Source organism: Pseudoalteromonas sp. NZS127_1 (assembly GCF_015864295.1).
Lineage (GTDB): Bacteria > Pseudomonadota > Gammaproteobacteria > Enterobacterales > Alteromonadaceae > Pseudoalteromonas > Pseudoalteromonas arctica.
On record NZ_JADYXO010000014.1, the window covers coordinates 67,188 to 85,539 of the forward strand.

Consider the following 18,352-nt stretch of genomic DNA (forward strand, 5'->3'; position numbering starts at 1 on the left):
TTTATTTATATTTACTTTAAATGACGGCCGCCATCAACAGGCAAAGAGCGCCCTGTGATGTAGTGGCTTTGTAATAGTAAATCAATGCTATTGATAATTTCTTGGCATCCGGGTTCAATGCCCATTAATGATTTTTTAAGGGTTTTAGCTCGATATTGCTCATCGTCATGTTCATTAAAAATAATGAGTGATGGAGCAACCGAGTTCACTTTTATGTTTGGCGCATATTTAGCGCTAAACGATTTAGTTAAGTTATCGAGAGCTGCTTTACTTGCTGCATAAGCTAAGTGTTTAGGGCTGCCTGTTTCAACTACATAATCAGTAAGGTGAATTATATCAGCAGGTACTTTTTCACTTTGCTGATAGTTTATAAGCAGCTCAGCGCACATTAAATTAATTAAATACGGTGTTTTGGCGTGTATACGCATCATATTATCGAACAGTACTGCAAAGTCAGGATTGTTAGCTTCGCAGTCCCAGCTTGATGCATTGTGAACAACAGCGCGCAGCGATGTTGTATGCTCTTTAAGCGTATTTATAAATGCACTTATACCGTCATCGGTACTAAAATCGGCATAAATACATACAGCGCCTAGTTGCTCTAATTTATCAACAGCGTTGTGGCGAGTACGATACGTAATAATAACAGCCTGCCCTTGGGCTATATAATGCTGAGCGAGCGCTAAACCAATACGTTGGCCTGCGCCGGTAATTAAGATGGGCGATGTCATATAAGGCAGTGTTCTCTTTGGCGGGTAACTTATACCAATATTGTTAAAACATGATCGATCTATCGCTATTTTCTTAGGGCTATAATAGATCACTAATTTAACGCAATTGGTTTATAAAATTTAAAGCGTTAATTTACTAAAATATACGCAGTTTCTTAATCTGTCGATCAAAAAAGCAATTAATCCTCAAAGGCGTTAATTGCTTTATTTTACTAAAACATTAATCGTAAATTGTCGGAATTGGTTGGCGCTTATGTTGTGTACGCATGTAAATACTTACAAGCTTTTGTTCAACGTCTTTAGAAACAGATTTACCTTCTAAAAAGTCATCAATTTGCTCATAGCTCAAACCAAGTGCTTCTTCATCGGTTAAGCCTGGGCGATCGCTTTCTAAATCAGCTGTAGGTGCTTTTTCTACTAATAAAGCTGGGGCACCGAGCGCAGTAGCAAGTGCACGCACTTGGCGTTTTGATAAACCAAATAGCGGAGCTAAATCGCACGCGCCGTCACCAAATTTAGTATAAAAACCAGTAATATTTTCAGCACTATGGTCGGTACCCACTACTAAGCCTTGGCAAAAGCCTGCAATTTCGTACTGAGCAACCATACGTTGGCGTGCTTTAACATTACCTTTAACAAAATCTATCTGAGCTTGCTCAGGCAGTGCTTCACCACAGCCAACTACAGCAGCTATCGCTTGCTCATGCAATGCATCAGCCGCAGGTTGTACGTTTACGGTCATACGTTTACTTGGCTGGATAAAATCAACCGCCATTTGCGCTTCGTCTTCATCGGCTTGTACGCCATAAGGTAAGCGCACAGCAATAAATTGGTATTTGTCAGTATCGTGTTCTTTATTTAGCTCGTTTACGGCAAGTTGACATAAGCGGCCGCAAGTTGATGAGTCAACACCACCACTAATACCCAATATTAGTGATCGTGAGTGAGCTGCTACTAAACGTGCTTTAATAAAAGCAACCCGGCGAGTTATCTCAGCATTTACATCAATAGTTGGCTTAACCTTCATTTCAGCCATAATTTCGGCGCGCATTGCCAGCTCCTTATAAAATTTAATATGTGATACGCAATAAACTTATTATGTGATTTAGTCTTAATTAATTAAAGTTTTAAATGAGCTTTTATTTTGCGAAGCTCTACTTTTAATTCTTCCACTTCTGCCAGTAAATCACTTAATTCTTTATCTTTAATTACTTCGCTTGGTAGAGCAACAAAGGCATCGGCGGGATTATTTTGTTGTTCGCCAAATAAATGAATGTATCGGCTGTCGCGTTTACCTGCTTCTCGTTCTAATTTACGGGCGTAATCGCTTTCAATCAGTTTATTGAGCGCTGTTTCTACTTCATTTACGTTATTAAAATCAGCAAGCCTAGCACTGCGAGTTCTTAATTCACCTGGAGTTTGGGCACCACGTAAAAGTAATAAACAAACAATGGCACGTTGCTGAGCAGAAAATTGCAGATTACTAAACTCAGTGTTGCAAAAGCGGTGGTCGTATTTATTTACGCGACCAGTAAGCCCTTCATCTATAGTTACCAAACGCATGTCTATTAGTTCATCAAGTGCGTTTTGCACGTCACTATCTGTAAGATTTAACACAGGATCGCGATTAGACTTTTGATTACATGCGTTCACTAGAGCGTTTAACGATAGCGGATAATGTTCTGGCGTTGTGCTTTGTTTTTCTAGTAAGCAACCAAGAATACGTTGTTGATTTGCTGATAACTGCATAAATAATCTCAAATTAGTAAGCGTATTTTATTAGCTTACACCTTTATTGGATACCAAGCCATTGCTGGAGTTTAGGTTTTAGGGCGGCTAAATCGAGCGGCTTACTTAAATAATCGTTCATGCCTGCTGCTAGGCATCTTTCTTTATCGCCCTGCATGGCATTGGCTGTAAGTGCAATAATAGTAATATTTTCATTACCCTTACCTGCATCGCCTTCTCTAATGGCTTTAGTAGCTTGGTAGCCATCCATTTCAGGCATTTGGCAATCCATTAAAACTAGCTTATATGGCTTACCTTGTTTTGCATTGAGTTTTACAATTGCCTCAAGCCCATTTTCAGCAATATCAAAAGTCACACCTGCTTGCTTTAATAGCGCCGAGGCAACTACTTGGTTTATTTTATTGTCTTCAACGAGCAGTAGTTGTGGTTCTGATGAATCGAGTACTGGTGCTTTAGTTAGTTTATTTTGTAGTTGTGCTTGTTGCTGCTGTTGTTCAATGTATTTATCGTTAGTGAGTGAGTCAAACAAATCAGAAGGTGTGAGTGGTTTGAAAATCATACAGTCGACTTCCATACCTACTTTAGACTCCTCAGGTGAATAACTCATTGGCGCCATAAGAACTAACTTGCAACTATGCATATTTATAAAGTTTTTAAGCCCAGTTATATGCGTTTGCGGCGCTTTTTCAAAAAAGTAGTAATCAACTAAAATAGCTTCAGGGTGGGTGGTTACATTATTTAAATAATCATCAACCTCAAGATAGTCATGTATGCAATTAACCTTTGCACCCCATACCGTGAGTTGTTTGCTGGCTGTATTTGCATTTAACGAGCACTCATCAATAATTAAAATATGTTTGTTTTTAATTAAATGACTCGGTAAATCTTGTTCTTTACTTAAGCGAGGCTGTATTTGTATTGTGAAAGAAAATGTACTTCCTTCACCTTGCATGCTGTTTACACTTACTTCACCGTTCATCAGCTCACACAGTTGTTTTACTATGGCAAGGCCAAGCCCTGTGCCCCCAAACTGGCGTGTAGTTGAGGTATCTGCTTGTGTAAACGAATCAAATAACGACGCTTGTTTTTTAGGGTCAATACCAATGCCAGTATCAATAATCGAACATTGTAGGAACGAGCCATCCGTTGTTTCATCCACTTTGGCGGTAATAACTACTTCACCATCAATAGTAAATTTAACGGCGTTGCCAATTAAGTTATTCAAAATTTGGCGTAAGCGGTTCGGATCACTAATTATTTCGCTAACTGTAATTTGAGTGGCATCTAAAATAAGTTTTGTATTGTTTTGCTCTACTTTTAAAGCAAACGATTCAACCACTTCTCCTAATAACCGAGGTAGGTTAAATTGCACGTTTTCAATATCGAGCTTACCTGCTTCAATTTTAGAAAAGTCTAATATGTCGTTAATTATATTAAGTAAAGATTGAGCTGATGACTGAGCAAGTTCGATATGATGCTTTTGCTGCAGGTCTAGTTGCGTTTGCTTAATTATATTAAGCATGCCTAAAACACCATTCATTGGGGTGCGAATTTCGTGGCTCATACTCGCTAAAAATTCACTTTTAGCTTCAACAGCTTGTTCTGCAGTTTCTTTGGCGGCAACCAGCTTTTGTTCAGTTTCAATACGTTTTTGGCTTGAGTACAAACTGCCAATAAGTGCTGCGACGGCAATTAAAAAGCTCTCTTCGTTACGAGACCAATTTCTAGGTGACTGACATTGCTCTGCGCATACAACACCCAAAGCTCCACTACCGGCTGGGATAACCACGCATAACATGGCTTGAATTTCTAAAGGGTTTAAATAGTGTGCTTTTAGAGGCGTTAAAACCGGGTGATTTAGTGCATCTGGAGCATTAAATACAGCTTGATGATCAATGGTATTAAAAAAGTCTTTAGCATTTCTTCTTAGCCAAATAGGGTCTACGGTGTCGCTTGATAATTGATTGCTGTGAACTGCAAACGGATTTAGTTGACTCTTATCTTCATTAAAAAACCAAATGCTGGCACGTTTAACGTCAAATGCTTGGCAAATCGATTGTGTGATTACGTCTTTAGATTGGCTTAGTTGTCCGTTTAATATGAGTTTATTAACGGTTAGCGATGCGAGTATTTCATTGTGCAGTGCAACTTTATTGCTTTCTAATTCAATTTTTTTACGGGTATCAATATTCTGTAGTGAGCCAAAAATGCGTGTGCATCGTCCATTCTTTCGTTCTGCTTCACCATGTACGAGTACCCAAACAGATTCACCTTCTGCATCCATTACTTCTAATTCAACTTCGTAGCTTTCACCATATTTTATGGCTCGTTCAATTAAAGGTTTAATTGTTTCTCGGCTAGTGCCTTTTTTAAAGTAGTTTAAATCTTTAGGCCATTCTGGTTGGTTATTTAATGGGTATTTAAATAGTTTTTTGGTCATGTCAGACCAATACACTTGTTTAGTTTCTAAGTTAAATGACCATGCGCCTATTTGAGCTAGATCACTCATTGCTTCAAGCATTTTTTCGTTTTGTTGCTGACGATTAAGCATTTTCAAAAAGAATAAAAAGGCCCAAATTAATAATCCGCAAATAATAATAATCGATAACCGAAGTGGCCATATTGATGAAATAGGAGGGCTCCAACCGATTTTTGGCGCTACATATAACTGCCAGCTGCCGCCTTGAAAATTTAGAGTGAACTCAAGAGGATCTTGCTGAATAATATTTTGATTGCCGAAAAAAAACTCGCCTTTTTTACCTAAGCCATTACGCCCTTGAATGGCAACGTTGTACTGTTTTTCTAATTCATAAACGCCAGAATTGATATAAACTTTGTCAATATCGAGTACAACCGACAACAACCCCCAAAACTCATTATTAGGAGGGGTATACACCGGAACCCTGGCGATTAATGCTTCCCCCCCCTGAACTAATGTTAGCGGTCCTGCCATAATAATTGTGTTGGTATCGCGGGCTCTAAGTGCATCAGTACGCTGATTTTTATTATCTAAAAAATTAAGGCCAATTGCTTTTTCGTTCCCTTTTAAAGGATAGGTCATTTGAATGACCATATTGGGAGCGCCACCAATATTACGAAGTTCATTTGATGTATCAAAAAGAGGGGCTGCGATTTGTTCAAAGCGTTCTTGTTCTAAACCCGGTTCTGCGGCAACGGCAACACCTAAACCCCGTACTAGTTGAATATTAGAAACTAAGGTTGATTCGAGTTGAGCTCTATAAGTACTTACTTCTGAAAGAATTTGTAGGCGGTGAGCATCTTTTACACGATTATAGTTAATACGATCAAGAACAACACCAACTAGTACAGTTAGCGTAAGCGATAACCAAAAGGTCAGCTTAAAGTTATGAACATTCGTTTTTTTGTTATTACTAGACGGTGGCATTAGCTACATCGTGGCGTTAATTTAGGCAAATTAACTATAGCTAATTTATGACATAAATGAAAACGGCGCATTAACAAATGCGCCGTTTATTTTTTATAATTAGTAGTTTAGCGAGTTACGAATCGCTAACTTCACGTGCCCAATGATTTTGCTTTGCTACGTGTAGCTTGCGGTAACCATCAAGTAATGCTGCATGCTTTTTAAAGCCTTCAAGCGATAAACCTGGAAAAGTTAAACCGTTAAACTGCTTTTTACCTTCGGCAATTTCAATAGCCAGCGCTACATTATTAGCACCAAACATTAAGCCTAATGCATCTTGGTAATCAGCGTATTCGCGCTCGTCATCGTATTTAATTTCAAGAATCGCTTTTAAACAGCGGAAGTGGCGCATTGCATCTTCGTTTACTTGGCCTGTATGAAGTATCCAGTCAACCCAATCAATGGCTTCTTCGCTGCCTGCGGCTAAACATAGGTGCGCTTTAAGTTCACCTATACGCAGTGTGTGCCATGGTGTGTCGGCATCGGTTGCTAAACCAATAAATTCTGCGGCGCGGATAATATCGCTATGACCTGCTTCTTCTAGGCTGTCGTAAATTTCCATCCATTGCTCTGCATCGTACTGATCAAGCGATAGGAATGCTTCGCGAAATTTTGCGCCTTCGTTGTTGTTGCGCCAAATAAGCTCATCAACTGGATAAATATCTGACATGCCCGGTACTAAAATACGACATGCGTATACGTTTAGGTGCGTATAATCCATGATGTATATATCGTGATCCATGCTGTGAATCAGGTCAGTACAGAAGTTATATTCTTGCTCTGTTGTGCCGCTAAAGTCCCAGTGTACAAATTCAAAGTCAGGTTTTGCACGGAAGAAATCATGCGAAATCAAACCGCTTGAATCAATAAAGTGCAGTTCAATGTTCTCTGGTGTTGCTACTTCATCGTTATCAAATGTTGCAGGTTGGAATACATCTAGTTGATCTAAACGACGACCTTGTAGTAACTCTGTAACTGTACGCTCAAGTGCAACTTCAAATGATGGGTGAGCACCAAAAGAGGCAAATACAGAACCATCTGTTGGGTTAATAAGCGTTACGCTCATTACTGGGTAAATCCCCCCAAGTGATGCATCGGCAATACGTAAATGAAAGCCATGGCTGCGAAGCTCTTCACACGCTTCGTGAATTTTAGGATATTGCTTAACAACGTCTTCAGGCACGATTGGTAAACAAATGCCTTCGGCGATGATGCGGTTTTTAATCGCGCGCTCAAATACTTCTGATAAACCTTGTACGCGCGCTTCAAACTTCGTGTTACCTGCGCTCATACCGTTAGATACAAAAATATTACCGATAACGTTTACCGGAATGTATACGTCTTGGTTATCGCGTTGGCGAGTGTAGGGCAGGGTACAAATGCCACGATCAATATTGCCTGAGTTAAAATCAAAGAGATGTGATGCGTTAAGTTCGCGCTCTGGGTCAAAGTAATCCCATAAGCTTTCATCCATAATACCTTGTGGTACTTCGTCGCCTTCAACTTTAAACCATTTTTCGGTTGGGTAATGAGTAAACTCGCCATTGGCAAATTCTTCACCTAGATAAAAGTCTGCAAAAAAGTAGTTACAGCTTAAACGCTCAAAGTATTCACCGAGTGCTGAGGCAATAGATGCTTTGTCGGTAGCGCCTTTACCATTGGTAAACATAACACCGCAGTCACTGTCTTTTATATGAACCGAATAACAGTTAGCTACAGGGTTAAGCCAAAGCGCTTCTTCAACATTAATGTGTAGGGCTTCAAGCTTGTTTTGCATGGTAGAGATTGACGATTCTAGGTCGCGGTCTTTACCTTTGATAAATGTTTTTTCAGTCATATTGATCTCAACTAGTTCTGCACGATGTGTGGAGCTGACATTATCGTGGATTTTGATGTTTATTTCACCCTTTGCGAGCAAGAACATTATTATTTAATAAAACTGTGGTTATTATATGTCCTTAACGCTTGGTCAAAACGTGCAAAGGAAAGGTTGATGTTTAAAGTAATCAAACGCTTGTTATTATTAATTGTGATTTTAGGGCTGGCAAGTACCGCCGTTGTTTATGGTGTACTTAGTTTAAGTTTACCTGCCCTTGATGGAAACGGACGTAGTAACGCGGTAGTAGAGCCCGTAAAAATTTCGCGCGATGCACTAGGGCAAGCAGTGATAAATGCAAATAGCCGAAACGACGTTGCCTATGGTTTAGGTTATGCGCATGGGCAAGACCGATTTTTTCAAATGGATTTACTAAGACGTAATGCCGCAGGCGAGCTAAGTGAGTTATTTGGCGAAGCCGCGTTGGGGCTCGATAAAAAGATGCGTTTTCATCAATTACGTAAACGCAGCCAAATTATTTTGCAAACGCTGCCTGAGACCGATAAGCAATTACTTAAAAGTTACGCTCAAGGTGTAAACGAAGGTTTAGCGCAAGTAGGGTATTCAAGCTTTGAATATTTACTAACAGGTGCACCACAAAAGCCATGGCAAAGTGAAGACAGCCTACTTGTGATATTTAGCATGTACCTTGATTTGCAAAGCGCCACATTTGAACGCGACCAAGCACTCATTCAAATTGAGCAAGCGTACACAAAGCAAATGGTTGATTTTTTAACGCAACCAAGTAAGTACCAAGCCGCGCTTGATGGCAGTAAATTAGCGCCTTATAGCGGCGGCATACCTACTTTGCCAACTCAAACACAGCATACAGTTAAAAGTATTGAAGCCAACCAAGAGCGCGGCAGTAATAACTGGGCTGTTACAGGAGCGTTGACTAAAACAGGCGCTGGTATGGTGTCGGATGATATGCATTTATCGATGGCAGTGCCTGCAATTTGGTACAGAGCCCAGCTAAATTATATACAAAATGGAAAACCTGCTCAGGTAACTGGTGTATCGCTGCCCGGAGCGCCGGCAATTGTTGTTGGCACTAACAATAATATTGCATGGGGGTTTACTAACGGCTATTTAGATACAGCCGATTGGATTGCATTAAACGATGATAGTAAAACATGGCAAGTAGATGAACCTATTGCATTACCCGATGGGGAGGTTGAAAACTATTCATTACTACTCAGCGAATACGGACCTGTAAAATACATTAACGAAAAACCTTATGCATTGAGCTGGGCTGCACATCAGCCTTACGCCGTTAATATGCAACTATTAAAGTTAGAGCAAGCCAAAACAGTAGATGATGCACTTGCTGTAGCAAGCGATGTAGGAATACCTGTGCAAAACCTAATTGTGGTAGATAGCCAAGGTAACGCAGCGTGGAAAAACATGGGCGGTATACCGGCTCGTAAAACGCCTAGCGAACTTGGCGTAAATGCCGATGACTACTCAGTGCTTTGGCAGCAAAATGAATTACAACGCCCGTTTATTAAAAACCCAAAAAGTGGGCGATTATGGACTGGTAACTCTCGCGTGGTATCGGCTGAGGATAACGCTCGTTTTGGCAATGGTGGCTATGCTCTCGGTGCACGTTCGAGTCAAATTCGCGATAGATTATTTGAAAAACAAACATTTGCTGAGAGTGATTTTTACGCACTACAGCTCGATAATCAAGCTCGCTTTTTAATGCCTTGGCATGCTCTGCTATTAAAGCAATTAAAAGCCGATCAAACTAAAAATCAGCAATATATAACAGCGCTCGAAAATTGGCAGCAATGTGCGTGTTCAACCTCCATAGGGTATACCTTAGTTAAGCGCTACCGCGATGAAGTGATTAATATTTTATTTAGTAATATTGAAAGCCAATTAAATCAACAGCAAGGCACGCTTAAATACGTAAAACGAGATTTAGAGCCCGCAGTGTGGCAGCTTATTAACAACAAACCCGATACGTGGATAAACCCACAATTTAAGAGCTGGGATGCACAATTACACGGTGCATTTAACCAAACTATTACTAAGCTTACTGAGCAGTTTGGCAATAACGTGCAAAGCTGGCAGTGGGGCAAGGTCAATGAGTTAGTGATAGAGCACCCGTTTGCAAAGCAAATGCCGTTACTTGCTAAGTTATTAAATATGCCTACAGCAGCGGGTTTTGGTGATAGCTACATGCCCGCCGTACAAGGGCGTAGTTTTGGTGCATCGCAGCGCTTTATTGCACAACCTGGGCATTTAGAACATGCAATTTTAGCTATTCCGGGTGGGCAATCGGGGCATCCGTTATCTGAATTTTATAGAGCGGGGTTTAGTGATTACGTAGAAGGTAAACATACACCTTTATTGCCGCAAACACTTATACATCAAATAGTCATAAGTCCTGTTAAATAACGTTTAAGTGATCAGTGAGTGAGCTTAAATAGTGATAAAAACGTTCTATATAATTACTAATAAAACAGCAGAGAACTAAAATGAAAAAAATACTACCCGCATTAATAACAAGTTTATTACTAAGTACAGCAGCGCAAGCAGACGAGGGTCCAGTAACAGCGCAAAAGCTAAGTGAGCATGTATACGTACTATTTGGGCAAGGCGGTAATATTGCAGCGAGTGTAGGCGATGATGGCATTTATATTATTGATGATCAGTTTGCTAAGCTATCAGACGATATTAAAAAAACTATTAGCGATTTAAAGCCAGGCAGTGCAGAGTTTGTTATTAATACGCATCATCATGGCGATCATACTGGTGGCAACGAAAACTTTGCTAAAGCGGGTGCGCACGTTATAGCACACGACAATGTACACAAACGTCTAGAAGAGCAGCACGGGGAAGGGTCAGACTTTTTACCGCGCATTAGTTTTGGTCACGATTTAAAACTACATTTTAATAACGAACACGCCCATGTAGTGCATTACGAACATGCACATACCGATGGCGATTCAGTTATCTTTTTTAGTAACGACAACTTAGTGCACATGGGCGACATTTACTTTAATTTTGGCAGCTTACCGTTTGTTGATGTAGATAGCGGCGGTAGCGTTGATGGTATTTTAGCGGCAGTAGACGATGTAGTTAAACAAATTGACGACAACACTAAAGTAATACCAGGACACGGTAAGGTAAGTGACCGTTCAGGACTGATAGCGTATGGTAAGCTAGTTCAAAATGCGAAAGATGTGATGTTAAAAGCAATGCAAAATAATGCAAGCTTAGAGCAAGTACTTAAAGCCGATCCATTGGCAGAACTTGGTCTTGAATACGCAGGCTGGTTACCAAAAGAGAAAGTAACCACACTCTTTTATCGCAGTTTAAAGTAGTACATCTAAAGTAAAAAACATGATACAAAGCTGAGTGTATTCTTGATTTAATCGAGCGTACATTCGGCTTTTATTTTCTTATGCCTAAAGGAGTTGTGTATGTCGGCAGAAAAAACCCATCTTGAAATTTGTAACTTAACCAGAGAGCAATATCCGCAAATTAAAACCTTGATGGATCAAGCGTATCCCGACTTAGGTGGTGCGTGGCCAAGTCATACCATTTTTAGATTAATAGACCAATTTCCTGAAGGGCAAATCGGTATTGTAGATGACGGCGTGCTGGTGGGCTTAGCGCTGAGCGTACAAGTTGATTACACACGTTTTTCAAACCCGCATACCTACGAAGACATTGCAGATGGTCATGACCGTGTATTTAGCGATACCGACGGCGATGCGCTATACGGCTTAGATGTAGCAATAAGCGAAACTCACAGAGGCATGCGCTTAGGTCGTCGCCTTTATGATGCCCGTAAAGAACTGTGCCGCCAATATAACCTACGCGCTATTTTAGCGGGTGGTCGTATTCCGCGTTATTACAATCACAGTAGTGAAATGACGCCAATGGAATACATTGCAAAAGTAGATCAGAGAGAGCTATACGATCCTATTTTAAGCTTTCAGTTATCTAACGATTTTCAGGTAAAGCGTTTACTTAAAAAGTACCTACCGGAGGATCAAGAGTCAGTTGGTTACGCCACTTTGCTTGAGTGGAATAACATTATGTATGAACCAACCGACACGGTACTCGAGTCAACTAAATCAATTGTGCGCGTAGGTGCTGTGCAATGGCAAATGCGTTGTGTTGAATCGGTTGAAGAAATGCTAAAGCAGGTTGAATACTTTGTAGATACCGTATCTGACTACAAAAGTGACTTTATACTATTCCCTGAGTTTTTTAACGCGCCATTAATGGGTTTAGGAAATCAAAGCAACCAAACGGAAGCGATTCGTTATTTAGCCGAATATACCGAAACGTTTAAAAACGCGATGTCGCGTATGGCAATAGAATACAACGCCAATATTATTACCGGCTCTATGCCGCTTGCCGAAGATGATAAAATTTATAACGTGAGTTATTTATGTCACCGCAGCGGTAAAATAGATGAGCAGCGTAAAATACACATTACCCCGCATGAGCAAAACGATTGGGTTATTCAAGGCGGCGACAAAATTGCTGTATTTGAAACCGATGCCGGGCGTGTAGGTATTCAAATTTGTTACGACGTAGAGTTTCCTGAGCTTTCACGCATATTAGCTAAGCAAGGGCTCGATATTTTGTTTGTACCATTTTGGACAGATACTAAAAATAGTTATTTACGTGTACGCCACTGTGCACAAGCACGCGCAATAGAGAACGAATGTTATGTAGTTATTGCAGGCTCGGTAGGTAATTTACCACAAGTAGAAAGCCTTGATGTGCAGTACTCACAATCGGCAGTGTTAACGCCATCGGACTTTTCGTTCCCGCACGATGCAACACTTAACGAAGCCACGCCAAATACAGAAATGCTGTTATTTAGCGACCTTGATATGGATAAACTAAAAATTCTTCATAGCGAAGGTACAGTGCGTAACTTAAAAGATCGCCGCGAAGATTTATACGAGGTCATTTTGAAAAAGAGAGATGTTTAATGGCGTGGATTTATTTGGTTATTGCCGGTTTACTTGAAATTGGCTGGCCGATAGGTTTAAAAATATCGCAAAACTCAGATACTCGCTGGCAGGGTATTGCAATAGCGGTGGCTTTTTTAGTCGCTAGTGGCTTTATGTTGTGGCTTGCCCAAAAGCAAATATCGATGGGTACGTCATACGCAGTGTGGACCGGTATTGGCGCTGCAGGTACGTTTGTAGTGGGTATATTGTTTTATAACGATGCCGCTACATTTGGTCGTATTGCGGGTGTACTGATGATTATTAGTGGTGTGATAACGCTAAAAATAAGCTCTTAATTAATAATTCAAATAAACGCTTAATTATGAATAGCGCAGGTATAAAAGCCTGCGCTTTTTTATGCTCTTAACTTGGCAACATGACCAAAACAGCGGCGATGGCGATGAGTATTAAGCCTGCAGTATCTTGTTTTTTAAGTGGCTGTTTTAACCAAAGTACGGCAATTAGCATGGTAAAAAACACTTCAACCTGTCCAAGTGTTTTAACGTAAGCAACGTGCTGTAAGCTCATTGCACTAAACCAGCCAATAGAACCGACACAACTAAAAACACTAATTGCGGCTGTAGTGCTTTTGTATTGCCACAGTTTACTGAGTGTTTGCGGCTCTTTTAATAATAAATAGCCAAGTAATATTAGCGTTTGTAGACTAATTACAAACAGTAAAACCCAAGCGGCAGAGTGTGGAAATAGTAACCCCGAATTTAAACTCGCTTCACGTACCCACAGTGATGTAAGCGCAAAGCAAGTACCACATGCAAGCCCCAACAAAGCCGTTTTAGCATTAAAGGTTTTTACACTGGTTATGCCACTAAGTAGCAATACGGCAATAGCGCCAAAAAATACACCAAGCCAACCAAGTAAAGAAAGTGCTGAGCCAAAAAATAATACACCTAAAATGGCAGCCACTAACGCCTCGCTTTTAGCAAGACCAGCCCCTACAGCGTAGTTATTCATTTTAAATAACTTAACCATTAAACCAGTGGCGAGTATTTGCATAACGCTTGCGCCAATAATAAATCCCCAAAAGGCATTATTAAACGTAGGCATGGCGGTATCTTGATATTGATACAAACCATATAAATACACCGCCGCAATAGGCCCCGCAATAATAAAGCGGGAGAGGGTTACGCCAGCAACACTGACATTACTACTTAATTTACTTTGCAGGGCATTACGCCATGCTTGCATGAAGGCGGCTAAAAAAGTGAAAAATATCCAGGTCATGGTCGTCATCGTTAAAATGTAAGGCAGTAAAGTTAACAAGCTTTGTGAAGTAAAGCGATGCATTAACTATGATGTTGAATATTCATCATCTGCGACATTATGTCGCATGGGTTTGAGGATATATTTAGCTATAGTAAGCCTGATGTTATTGTTAGCCGCCAGCGTTTGTCATAAAACGTATCTGGCGGCTTTTTTATTGCGCTTATGCTAAATTATCCGAAACATCAAAAGGATAAATTATGACAACATTAGTTGTATGTGCATTACTTGCGGTATTAATGCCTTACTTTGCAAAAGTGCCGGTTGCTATAGCAATGGCAAAATTAGGTCGATACGACAATAAACATCCAAGAGCGCAACAAAAAAAATTAACCGGCTTTGGTGCTCGGGCGCTCGCTGCTCATCAAAACTGTTTTGAATCGCTCGCTGTTTTTGCTGTCGCTATTGCAGTTGTACTGGGCACTAACTCTGTAGGTGCAGTGACCGAAACGCTAGCGGTTACGCATATTGTGTCGCGTATTTTGTATTGCGTTTTTTACTATATGAACCTAGATATAATTCGCTCATTAGTGTGGTTTATTGGTTTGGGTACAGCCATATCCATGATTGTGGTGAGCTTATAACTTTATGGCGTAAAACCACAAAGCAAGCAGCCTAAAAGGGCGCTTGCTTTGTAGTCTTGAAAAATCTAATAAAGTTAGTGCGATACTTTAATTCGCTCTATTAAATCGGTATTAGCAACTTCATTGTTTATTGCAAAATCGAGCTGTACAAGTACGTTTTGATAACCCATTGATGAGGGTTTGTATTGCCACTGTCTTAGCGCCTTTTTAGCTTCACGGTCAAATATGGCTTCAGGCTTTGCACTAACAACAGAAACATTAGCGGTTTCACCATTGGGAGTTATATCGTACTTTAATACCACTGAGCCGCTGATGCCTTGTTGAGCTGCTTGTATTGGATAAAGGGGTTCAATACGCATTGTCGGTGAAATGTGATCCTCTTTAGTCATTGCCTCTGGTTGCTTTGCAATCGCTAATCCACTTAGCATACTTGCGGCTACAAGTAATAAGCCACCTTTAGCAAGCTTTGAACGCTCCCCACTGTGTTTTATATTAGTTAGTCGTTGTAACATGGTTTTTTTATCTCCGTAGTGTGAATAAGCCATAAGTCCTGTGGGCGCATTTGCCGCGCAGTTTATTAAGGCTTTGCTATATAAAATATGTTGTTGTGTGGTTTTATTGCTAAGTACCCGTTCATCACAAGTCAGCTCTTGTAGTCGGCGCATGCTTGCGTAACAAAACCAAGCTAGTGGGTTAAACCAAAGTAAAATAGTAGGTAGTAACATAAGTGCGTTTGTTAGGTTGTCTTTGCGTTTTATGTGTACGTTTTCGTGCTCTAAAATAAGCGCTAATGTGGCTTTATCAAACTGGGTATTGTAGTTACTCGGTAACACCAGCTTGCTGTTTAAAATACCGACCACCATTGGCGTGGCTACATGTTGGCTGGTATAAGTTTTAACATCAGCGGTAAGAGTGCCTTCAAATTGTGTTAACTCAGTTAACTGCAGGCTTTTAACAAAACGGGTATGTGTAATAAAACTAGCTATTAATAACCCTGCGGTAATAAGTACATACATGAGCGCCCAGCTAATACCCATTTCATGTGTAAAAGGCTGGTTAGGGGTGATTAAGTAATGGCTAATATTGCTATTTTGCAGTGGTTTAATCGCATTTGGTAAATTAGCAATCACCAATGCCGCAGGTAATAGCCATGCTAATTTATATACAAACCGCGAGCCAAGGGCTTTTAAACCAAATCGCTCGAGTAAAATAAATCCACAAAACAAAATGCTTAATAGTAATTGCTGCTCAATCAACCAATTAAAACCAGTTTGAATAACCATGTTAATCCCTTACTTTTGGTTTTTTTCCCAGTCATCTATAACTTTTTTAAGCTCGTTTATATCTTGCTGAGAAAGCTGCTCCGATTTAGCAAAACCGCTTACAAGTGGCGCAATACGTCCACTAAAAAAGCGCTCAATAAAGTTTTGGCTTTCTTTTAAGGTGTAGTCGGCGCGCTCCATACACGGCATATAAATATACTGACGACCTTCTTTTTCAAATGTAAGTGCGCCTTTTTTTACTAGTCGACCTAGTAGGGTTTTAATGGTTTTTTCGTGCCATTGCTTATCGTCGCTTAAGCGCTCAATTATTTGGCTCGCGGTGGCGGGGTAGTTAATCCAAAGTGCGTCGAGCACGTCAAACTCTGCTTTTGATAACTCAATCATGCTATTGCCTACAAGTGTAATCTTTAATTAAAGACTACGCCTGTAATCTGTAATTGCAAGTTTATTTTTAACTTTTTGAGATGTAATTAAGTGACTTGGTATTAGATTTTTGAAATATCGTTTTTATTAATTTGTATATATTGGTTTTCAGGTAGGTTTAGTTTTGAAAGGGTGAGGTCACTAAATTGCACTCTAAATAAATCAATTACTTTATATCCGCAGTAATGCGCCATTTTACGTATTTGTCTGTTTAGCCCTTGTTTTAAAACAATACTAAACTGATTGCTGGCTATTTTATTTACTTCACAAGGCAGGGTTATGTGTTTATCAACGGGTACGCCTGCTGCCATTTTTTTACAAAAAGCATCGTCTAAAGGCTTATTTACGGTGACTAAATAATGTTTAGGCTGGTGGAAGTCAGGATGTATTAGTTGATTACAAAAATCCCCATCGTTGGTCAAAATAAGCAAACCGCGAGAGTCTTTATCTAATCGACCAATAGGGTAAACGCGGGTGAGTGTGGGCAAATGGTGAATAAGGCTGGCTGGGTCATCAATATTTAATTTGCAGTCAATACCTACTGGTTTGTGGTACGCAAAATAAACTAAATCGGCAGCACCTTTAATTTCTTTTTCATTCACTATTACAATGTCTTGCTCATCAACGTGATCTATATGATTCGCTGGGCGATTATTTACAGTCACAACACCTTCATCAATTAAACGCGATGCCTGTTTACGAGAACAAATACCTGCATGGGCAATATATTTAGCGAGTCGGATTTTTGTGCTCATAACGTGTGACGCCAGCGGCTAATAAAAATTTGATCGTGATTATAGCAAAGCTGCGTATCGATAATGTTAAATAACCAGAACTCAGGTTAAATATAAAAAGGTAGCCAAGATGGGTATTAAATTTTCACAGTTAAAAAAGCACGAGCCGCTACAAAAAGTCATTGTTCACTCGTTAGATATGGCGCTTTATCAAGTATCAGTAATGATTAATAACGTTGAATACTATGTAACAGAAGACAGCGGTGAGTTTTTAAGAGCGCTAAGCCCACTGCATGTTCAAAAGCGTTTTGATAAAATAGCCTATGCGGGAATGGTACTGCGCCAAACAAGCGCTTACGACGAAATGTGCGGACAGCCCGAAAAAACCGGCAGTAATATGCTCGAAGTACCTTACGGTAAAAACAACCTGTATTGATAGAACTAGTTTGCTAGTATCTGCTCCTTTAAGGGCGGAACATGTATCAATTAAAAGCAGATAATACCGACGCGTTAAACTCAGCGCTTCGCACAAAAATGGTTGAATTTAATGCCCAGCATTTTGATGCGCAAAGAGTGCCATTAGGCTATAAATTTACAGATGAGCAAGGCGAGCTTGTTGCCGGTATTAGTGGGTGTGTATTTGGAAATTGGCTGATGATTAGTTGGCTTTGGTGTAGCGATGTAGCGCGAGGTCAAGGGCTTGCAGATAAGTTGCTAACGGCACTTGAACAATCAGCTATTGAACTAGGTGCAACGACCGCTCAGCTTGATACGCTAGATTTTCAAGCAAAACCCTTTTATGAAAAGCGCGGTTATAGTGTTAAGTATCAACTTAATAATTATCCGCGCTCTGGTACGCGCTATTTTATGGAAAAGCCGCTTTAATTTTTGCTGACTATTTTGCTTTTAGTGGCTCGCCTTCAAAGGTAATACCTAAGAATGGCGTTGTCTCTGGCGCTAACATAAAGGTGCGAATGTTCATGTGATCATCACCTTTAGGGTTTTGCAGCACGTCTTCTCGGTAAAACTTACCAAAGCAATCCAACGTATTTTGTTTACTTAAATCGTTTAATTTAGCAAACGCAAAAATTTTACATGAGCCGTTGTTCTCACTCGCAGCGCTAAGTAATCCATGGTTATTAAAGCCACATGCAGTAAAGTCGTAATTTGCTTCAATAACAGCCATTGTATCGGTAAATTGAATGCTTTTTGGGTTTTCAGCAAGTGCTTTTAAATAGTTATTTAGTGTCATGTGTTACCT

General features: G+C 40.1%; 17 protein-coding genes. 7 read left to right on the forward strand and 10 right to left on the reverse strand.

Going from position 1 to position 18,352, the window contains the following annotated elements:
* Positions 1–11 precede the first annotated feature (11 nt).
* The 5 genes from folM to ycaO all read right to left on the reverse strand — a co-directional run bounded on the left by folM (position 12) and on the right by ycaO (position 7,762).
* Positions 12–731: a dihydromonapterin reductase gene (folM, locus tag I6F50_RS13345; RefSeq protein ID WP_010554547.1), complete on the reverse strand. Its 720-nt coding sequence runs from the start codon at positions 729–731 to the stop codon at positions 12–14.
* Between the two features lie 220 nt (positions 732–951).
* Positions 952–1,782 (reverse strand): ammonia-dependent NAD(+) synthetase, encoded by an 831-nt coding sequence (nadE, locus tag I6F50_RS13350; RefSeq protein WP_165729340.1) that lies wholly within the window; start codon positions 1,780–1,782, stop codon positions 952–954.
* Positions 1,783–1,850: 68 nt separating this feature from the next.
* On the reverse strand, positions 1,851–2,480 hold the full coding sequence (locus I6F50_RS13355) for a YceH family protein (RefSeq protein WP_197119559.1): 630 nt from the start codon (positions 2,478–2,480) through the stop codon (positions 1,851–1,853).
* 43 nt (positions 2,481–2,523) lie between these two features.
* Entirely contained in the window at positions 2,524–5,886 is a 3,363-nt protein-coding gene (locus I6F50_RS13360) for an ATP-binding protein (RefSeq protein ID WP_197176469.1), read from the reverse strand.
* 115 nt (positions 5,887–6,001) lie between these two features.
* Positions 6,002–7,762, reverse strand: coding sequence for a 30S ribosomal protein S12 methylthiotransferase accessory factor YcaO (gene ycaO, locus I6F50_RS13365; RefSeq protein ID WP_024589636.1), 1,761 nt, complete (start codon positions 7,760–7,762; stop codon positions 6,002–6,004).
* A gap of 156 nt (positions 7,763–7,918) precedes the next feature.
* Here ycaO and I6F50_RS13370 point away from each other — a divergent pair, with 156 nt between their 5' ends.
* The 4 genes from I6F50_RS13370 (at position 7,919) to I6F50_RS13385 (ending at position 13,082) form a co-directional block, all read left to right on the forward strand.
* A complete protein-coding gene (locus tag I6F50_RS13370; protein WP_197176473.1) occupies positions 7,919–10,204 on the forward strand; it encodes a penicillin acylase family protein in 2,286 nt (761 codons plus the stop codon).
* 80 nt (positions 10,205–10,284) lie between these two features.
* The gene (locus I6F50_RS13375) at positions 10,285–11,133 is read left to right on the forward strand and encodes an MBL fold metallo-hydrolase (RefSeq protein ID WP_197176474.1); all 849 of its coding nucleotides are present in this window, start codon (positions 10,285–10,287) and stop codon (positions 11,131–11,133) included.
* 99 nt (positions 11,134–11,232) lie between these two features.
* Complete coding sequence (locus I6F50_RS13380; protein ID WP_010554553.1) at positions 11,233–12,765, forward strand: bifunctional GNAT family N-acetyltransferase/carbon-nitrogen hydrolase family protein; 1,533 nt, start codon at positions 11,233–11,235, stop codon at positions 12,763–12,765.
* Positions 12,765–13,082 carry a multidrug efflux SMR transporter gene (locus tag I6F50_RS13385; RefSeq protein WP_165729335.1) on the forward strand — a complete coding sequence of 106 codons (318 nt, stop codon included), beginning with the start codon at positions 12,765–12,767 and terminating at the stop codon, positions 13,080–13,082. Before I6F50_RS13380 ends, I6F50_RS13385 begins: the two co-directional genes overlap by 1 nt.
* A 67-nt stretch (positions 13,083–13,149) precedes the next feature.
* Here I6F50_RS13385 and I6F50_RS13390 read toward each other — a convergent pair whose 3' ends face one another.
* Positions 13,150–14,037 (reverse strand): DMT family transporter, encoded by an 888-nt coding sequence (locus I6F50_RS13390; RefSeq protein ID WP_197119572.1) that lies wholly within the window; start codon positions 14,035–14,037, stop codon positions 13,150–13,152.
* 230 nt (positions 14,038–14,267) lie between these two features.
* Between I6F50_RS13390 and I6F50_RS13395 the strand changes: the two genes are divergently transcribed.
* Complete coding sequence (locus I6F50_RS13395) at positions 14,268–14,651, forward strand: MAPEG family protein (RefSeq protein WP_024592624.1); 384 nt, start codon at positions 14,268–14,270, stop codon at positions 14,649–14,651.
* A gap of 74 nt (positions 14,652–14,725) precedes the next feature.
* Here the strand turns inward: I6F50_RS13395 and I6F50_RS13400 are convergent, their stop codons facing one another.
* From I6F50_RS13400 to I6F50_RS13410, 3 genes are all read right to left on the reverse strand, one after another.
* The gene (locus I6F50_RS13400) at positions 14,726–15,934 is read right to left on the reverse strand and encodes a M56 family metallopeptidase (protein ID WP_165740961.1); all 1,209 of its coding nucleotides are present in this window, start codon (positions 15,932–15,934) and stop codon (positions 14,726–14,728) included.
* 9 nt (positions 15,935–15,943) lie between these two features.
* Positions 15,944–16,318 carry a BlaI/MecI/CopY family transcriptional regulator gene (locus I6F50_RS13405; protein WP_007580531.1) on the reverse strand — a complete coding sequence of 125 codons (375 nt, stop codon included), beginning with the start codon at positions 16,316–16,318 and terminating at the stop codon, positions 15,944–15,946.
* Positions 16,319–16,419: 101 nt separating this feature from the next.
* Complete coding sequence (locus I6F50_RS13410; RefSeq protein WP_024589641.1) at positions 16,420–17,112, reverse strand: pseudouridine synthase; 693 nt, start codon at positions 17,110–17,112, stop codon at positions 16,420–16,422.
* A 109-nt stretch (positions 17,113–17,221) separates the two neighbouring features.
* On the opposite strand from I6F50_RS13410, the gene I6F50_RS13415 reads away from it, so the two are divergent.
* Complete coding sequence (locus tag I6F50_RS13415; RefSeq protein WP_024609954.1) at positions 17,222–17,527, forward strand: DUF6482 family protein; 306 nt, start codon at positions 17,222–17,224, stop codon at positions 17,525–17,527.
* Positions 17,528–17,568: 41 nt separating this feature from the next.
* A complete protein-coding gene (locus I6F50_RS13420; protein WP_165729333.1) occupies positions 17,569–17,976 on the forward strand; it encodes a GNAT family N-acetyltransferase in 408 nt (135 codons plus the stop codon).
* 10 nt (positions 17,977–17,986) lie between these two features.
* Here I6F50_RS13420 and I6F50_RS13425 read toward each other — a convergent pair whose 3' ends face one another.
* Complete coding sequence (locus I6F50_RS13425) at positions 17,987–18,343, reverse strand: HopJ type III effector protein (protein WP_039486892.1); 357 nt, start codon at positions 18,341–18,343, stop codon at positions 17,987–17,989.
* Positions 18,344–18,352: the final 9 nt, after the last annotated feature.

Coding starts and splice junctions, on each gene's coding strand:
- folM (WP_010554547.1), bottom strand. CDS start 731: ATGACATCGCCCATCTTAATTACCGGCGCAGGCCAACGTATTGGTTTA.
- nadE (WP_165729340.1), bottom strand. CDS start 1,782: ATGCGCGCCGAAATTATGGCTGAAATGAAGGTTAAGCCAACTATTGAT.
- I6F50_RS13355 (WP_197119559.1), bottom strand. CDS start 2,480: ATGCAGTTATCAGCAAATCAACAACGTATTCTTGGTTGCTTACTAGAA.
- I6F50_RS13360 (WP_197176469.1), bottom strand. CDS start 5,886: ATGCCACCGTCTAGTAATAACAAAAAAACGAATGTTCATAACTTTAAG.
- ycaO (WP_024589636.1), bottom strand. CDS start 7,762: ATGACTGAAAAAACATTTATCAAAGGTAAAGACCGCGACCTAGAATCG.
- I6F50_RS13370 (WP_197176473.1), top strand. CDS start 7,919: ATGTTTAAAGTAATCAAACGCTTGTTATTATTAATTGTGATTTTAGGG.
- I6F50_RS13375 (WP_197176474.1), top strand. CDS start 10,285: ATGAAAAAAATACTACCCGCATTAATAACAAGTTTATTACTAAGTACA.
- I6F50_RS13380 (WP_010554553.1), top strand. CDS start 11,233: ATGTCGGCAGAAAAAACCCATCTTGAAATTTGTAACTTAACCAGAGAG.
- I6F50_RS13385 (WP_165729335.1), top strand. CDS start 12,765: ATGGCGTGGATTTATTTGGTTATTGCCGGTTTACTTGAAATTGGCTGG.
- I6F50_RS13390 (WP_197119572.1), bottom strand. CDS start 14,037: ATGACGACCATGACCTGGATATTTTTCACTTTTTTAGCCGCCTTCATG.
- I6F50_RS13395 (WP_024592624.1), top strand. CDS start 14,268: ATGACAACATTAGTTGTATGTGCATTACTTGCGGTATTAATGCCTTAC.
- I6F50_RS13400 (WP_165740961.1), bottom strand. CDS start 15,934: ATGGTTATTCAAACTGGTTTTAATTGGTTGATTGAGCAGCAATTACTA.
- I6F50_RS13405 (WP_007580531.1), bottom strand. CDS start 16,318: ATGATTGAGTTATCAAAAGCAGAGTTTGACGTGCTCGACGCACTTTGG.
- I6F50_RS13410 (WP_024589641.1), bottom strand. CDS start 17,112: ATGAGCACAAAAATCCGACTCGCTAAATATATTGCCCATGCAGGTATT.
- I6F50_RS13415 (WP_024609954.1), top strand. CDS start 17,222: ATGGGTATTAAATTTTCACAGTTAAAAAAGCACGAGCCGCTACAAAAA.
- I6F50_RS13420 (WP_165729333.1), top strand. CDS start 17,569: ATGTATCAATTAAAAGCAGATAATACCGACGCGTTAAACTCAGCGCTT.
- I6F50_RS13425 (WP_039486892.1), bottom strand. CDS start 18,343: ATGACACTAAATAACTATTTAAAAGCACTTGCTGAAAACCCAAAAAGC.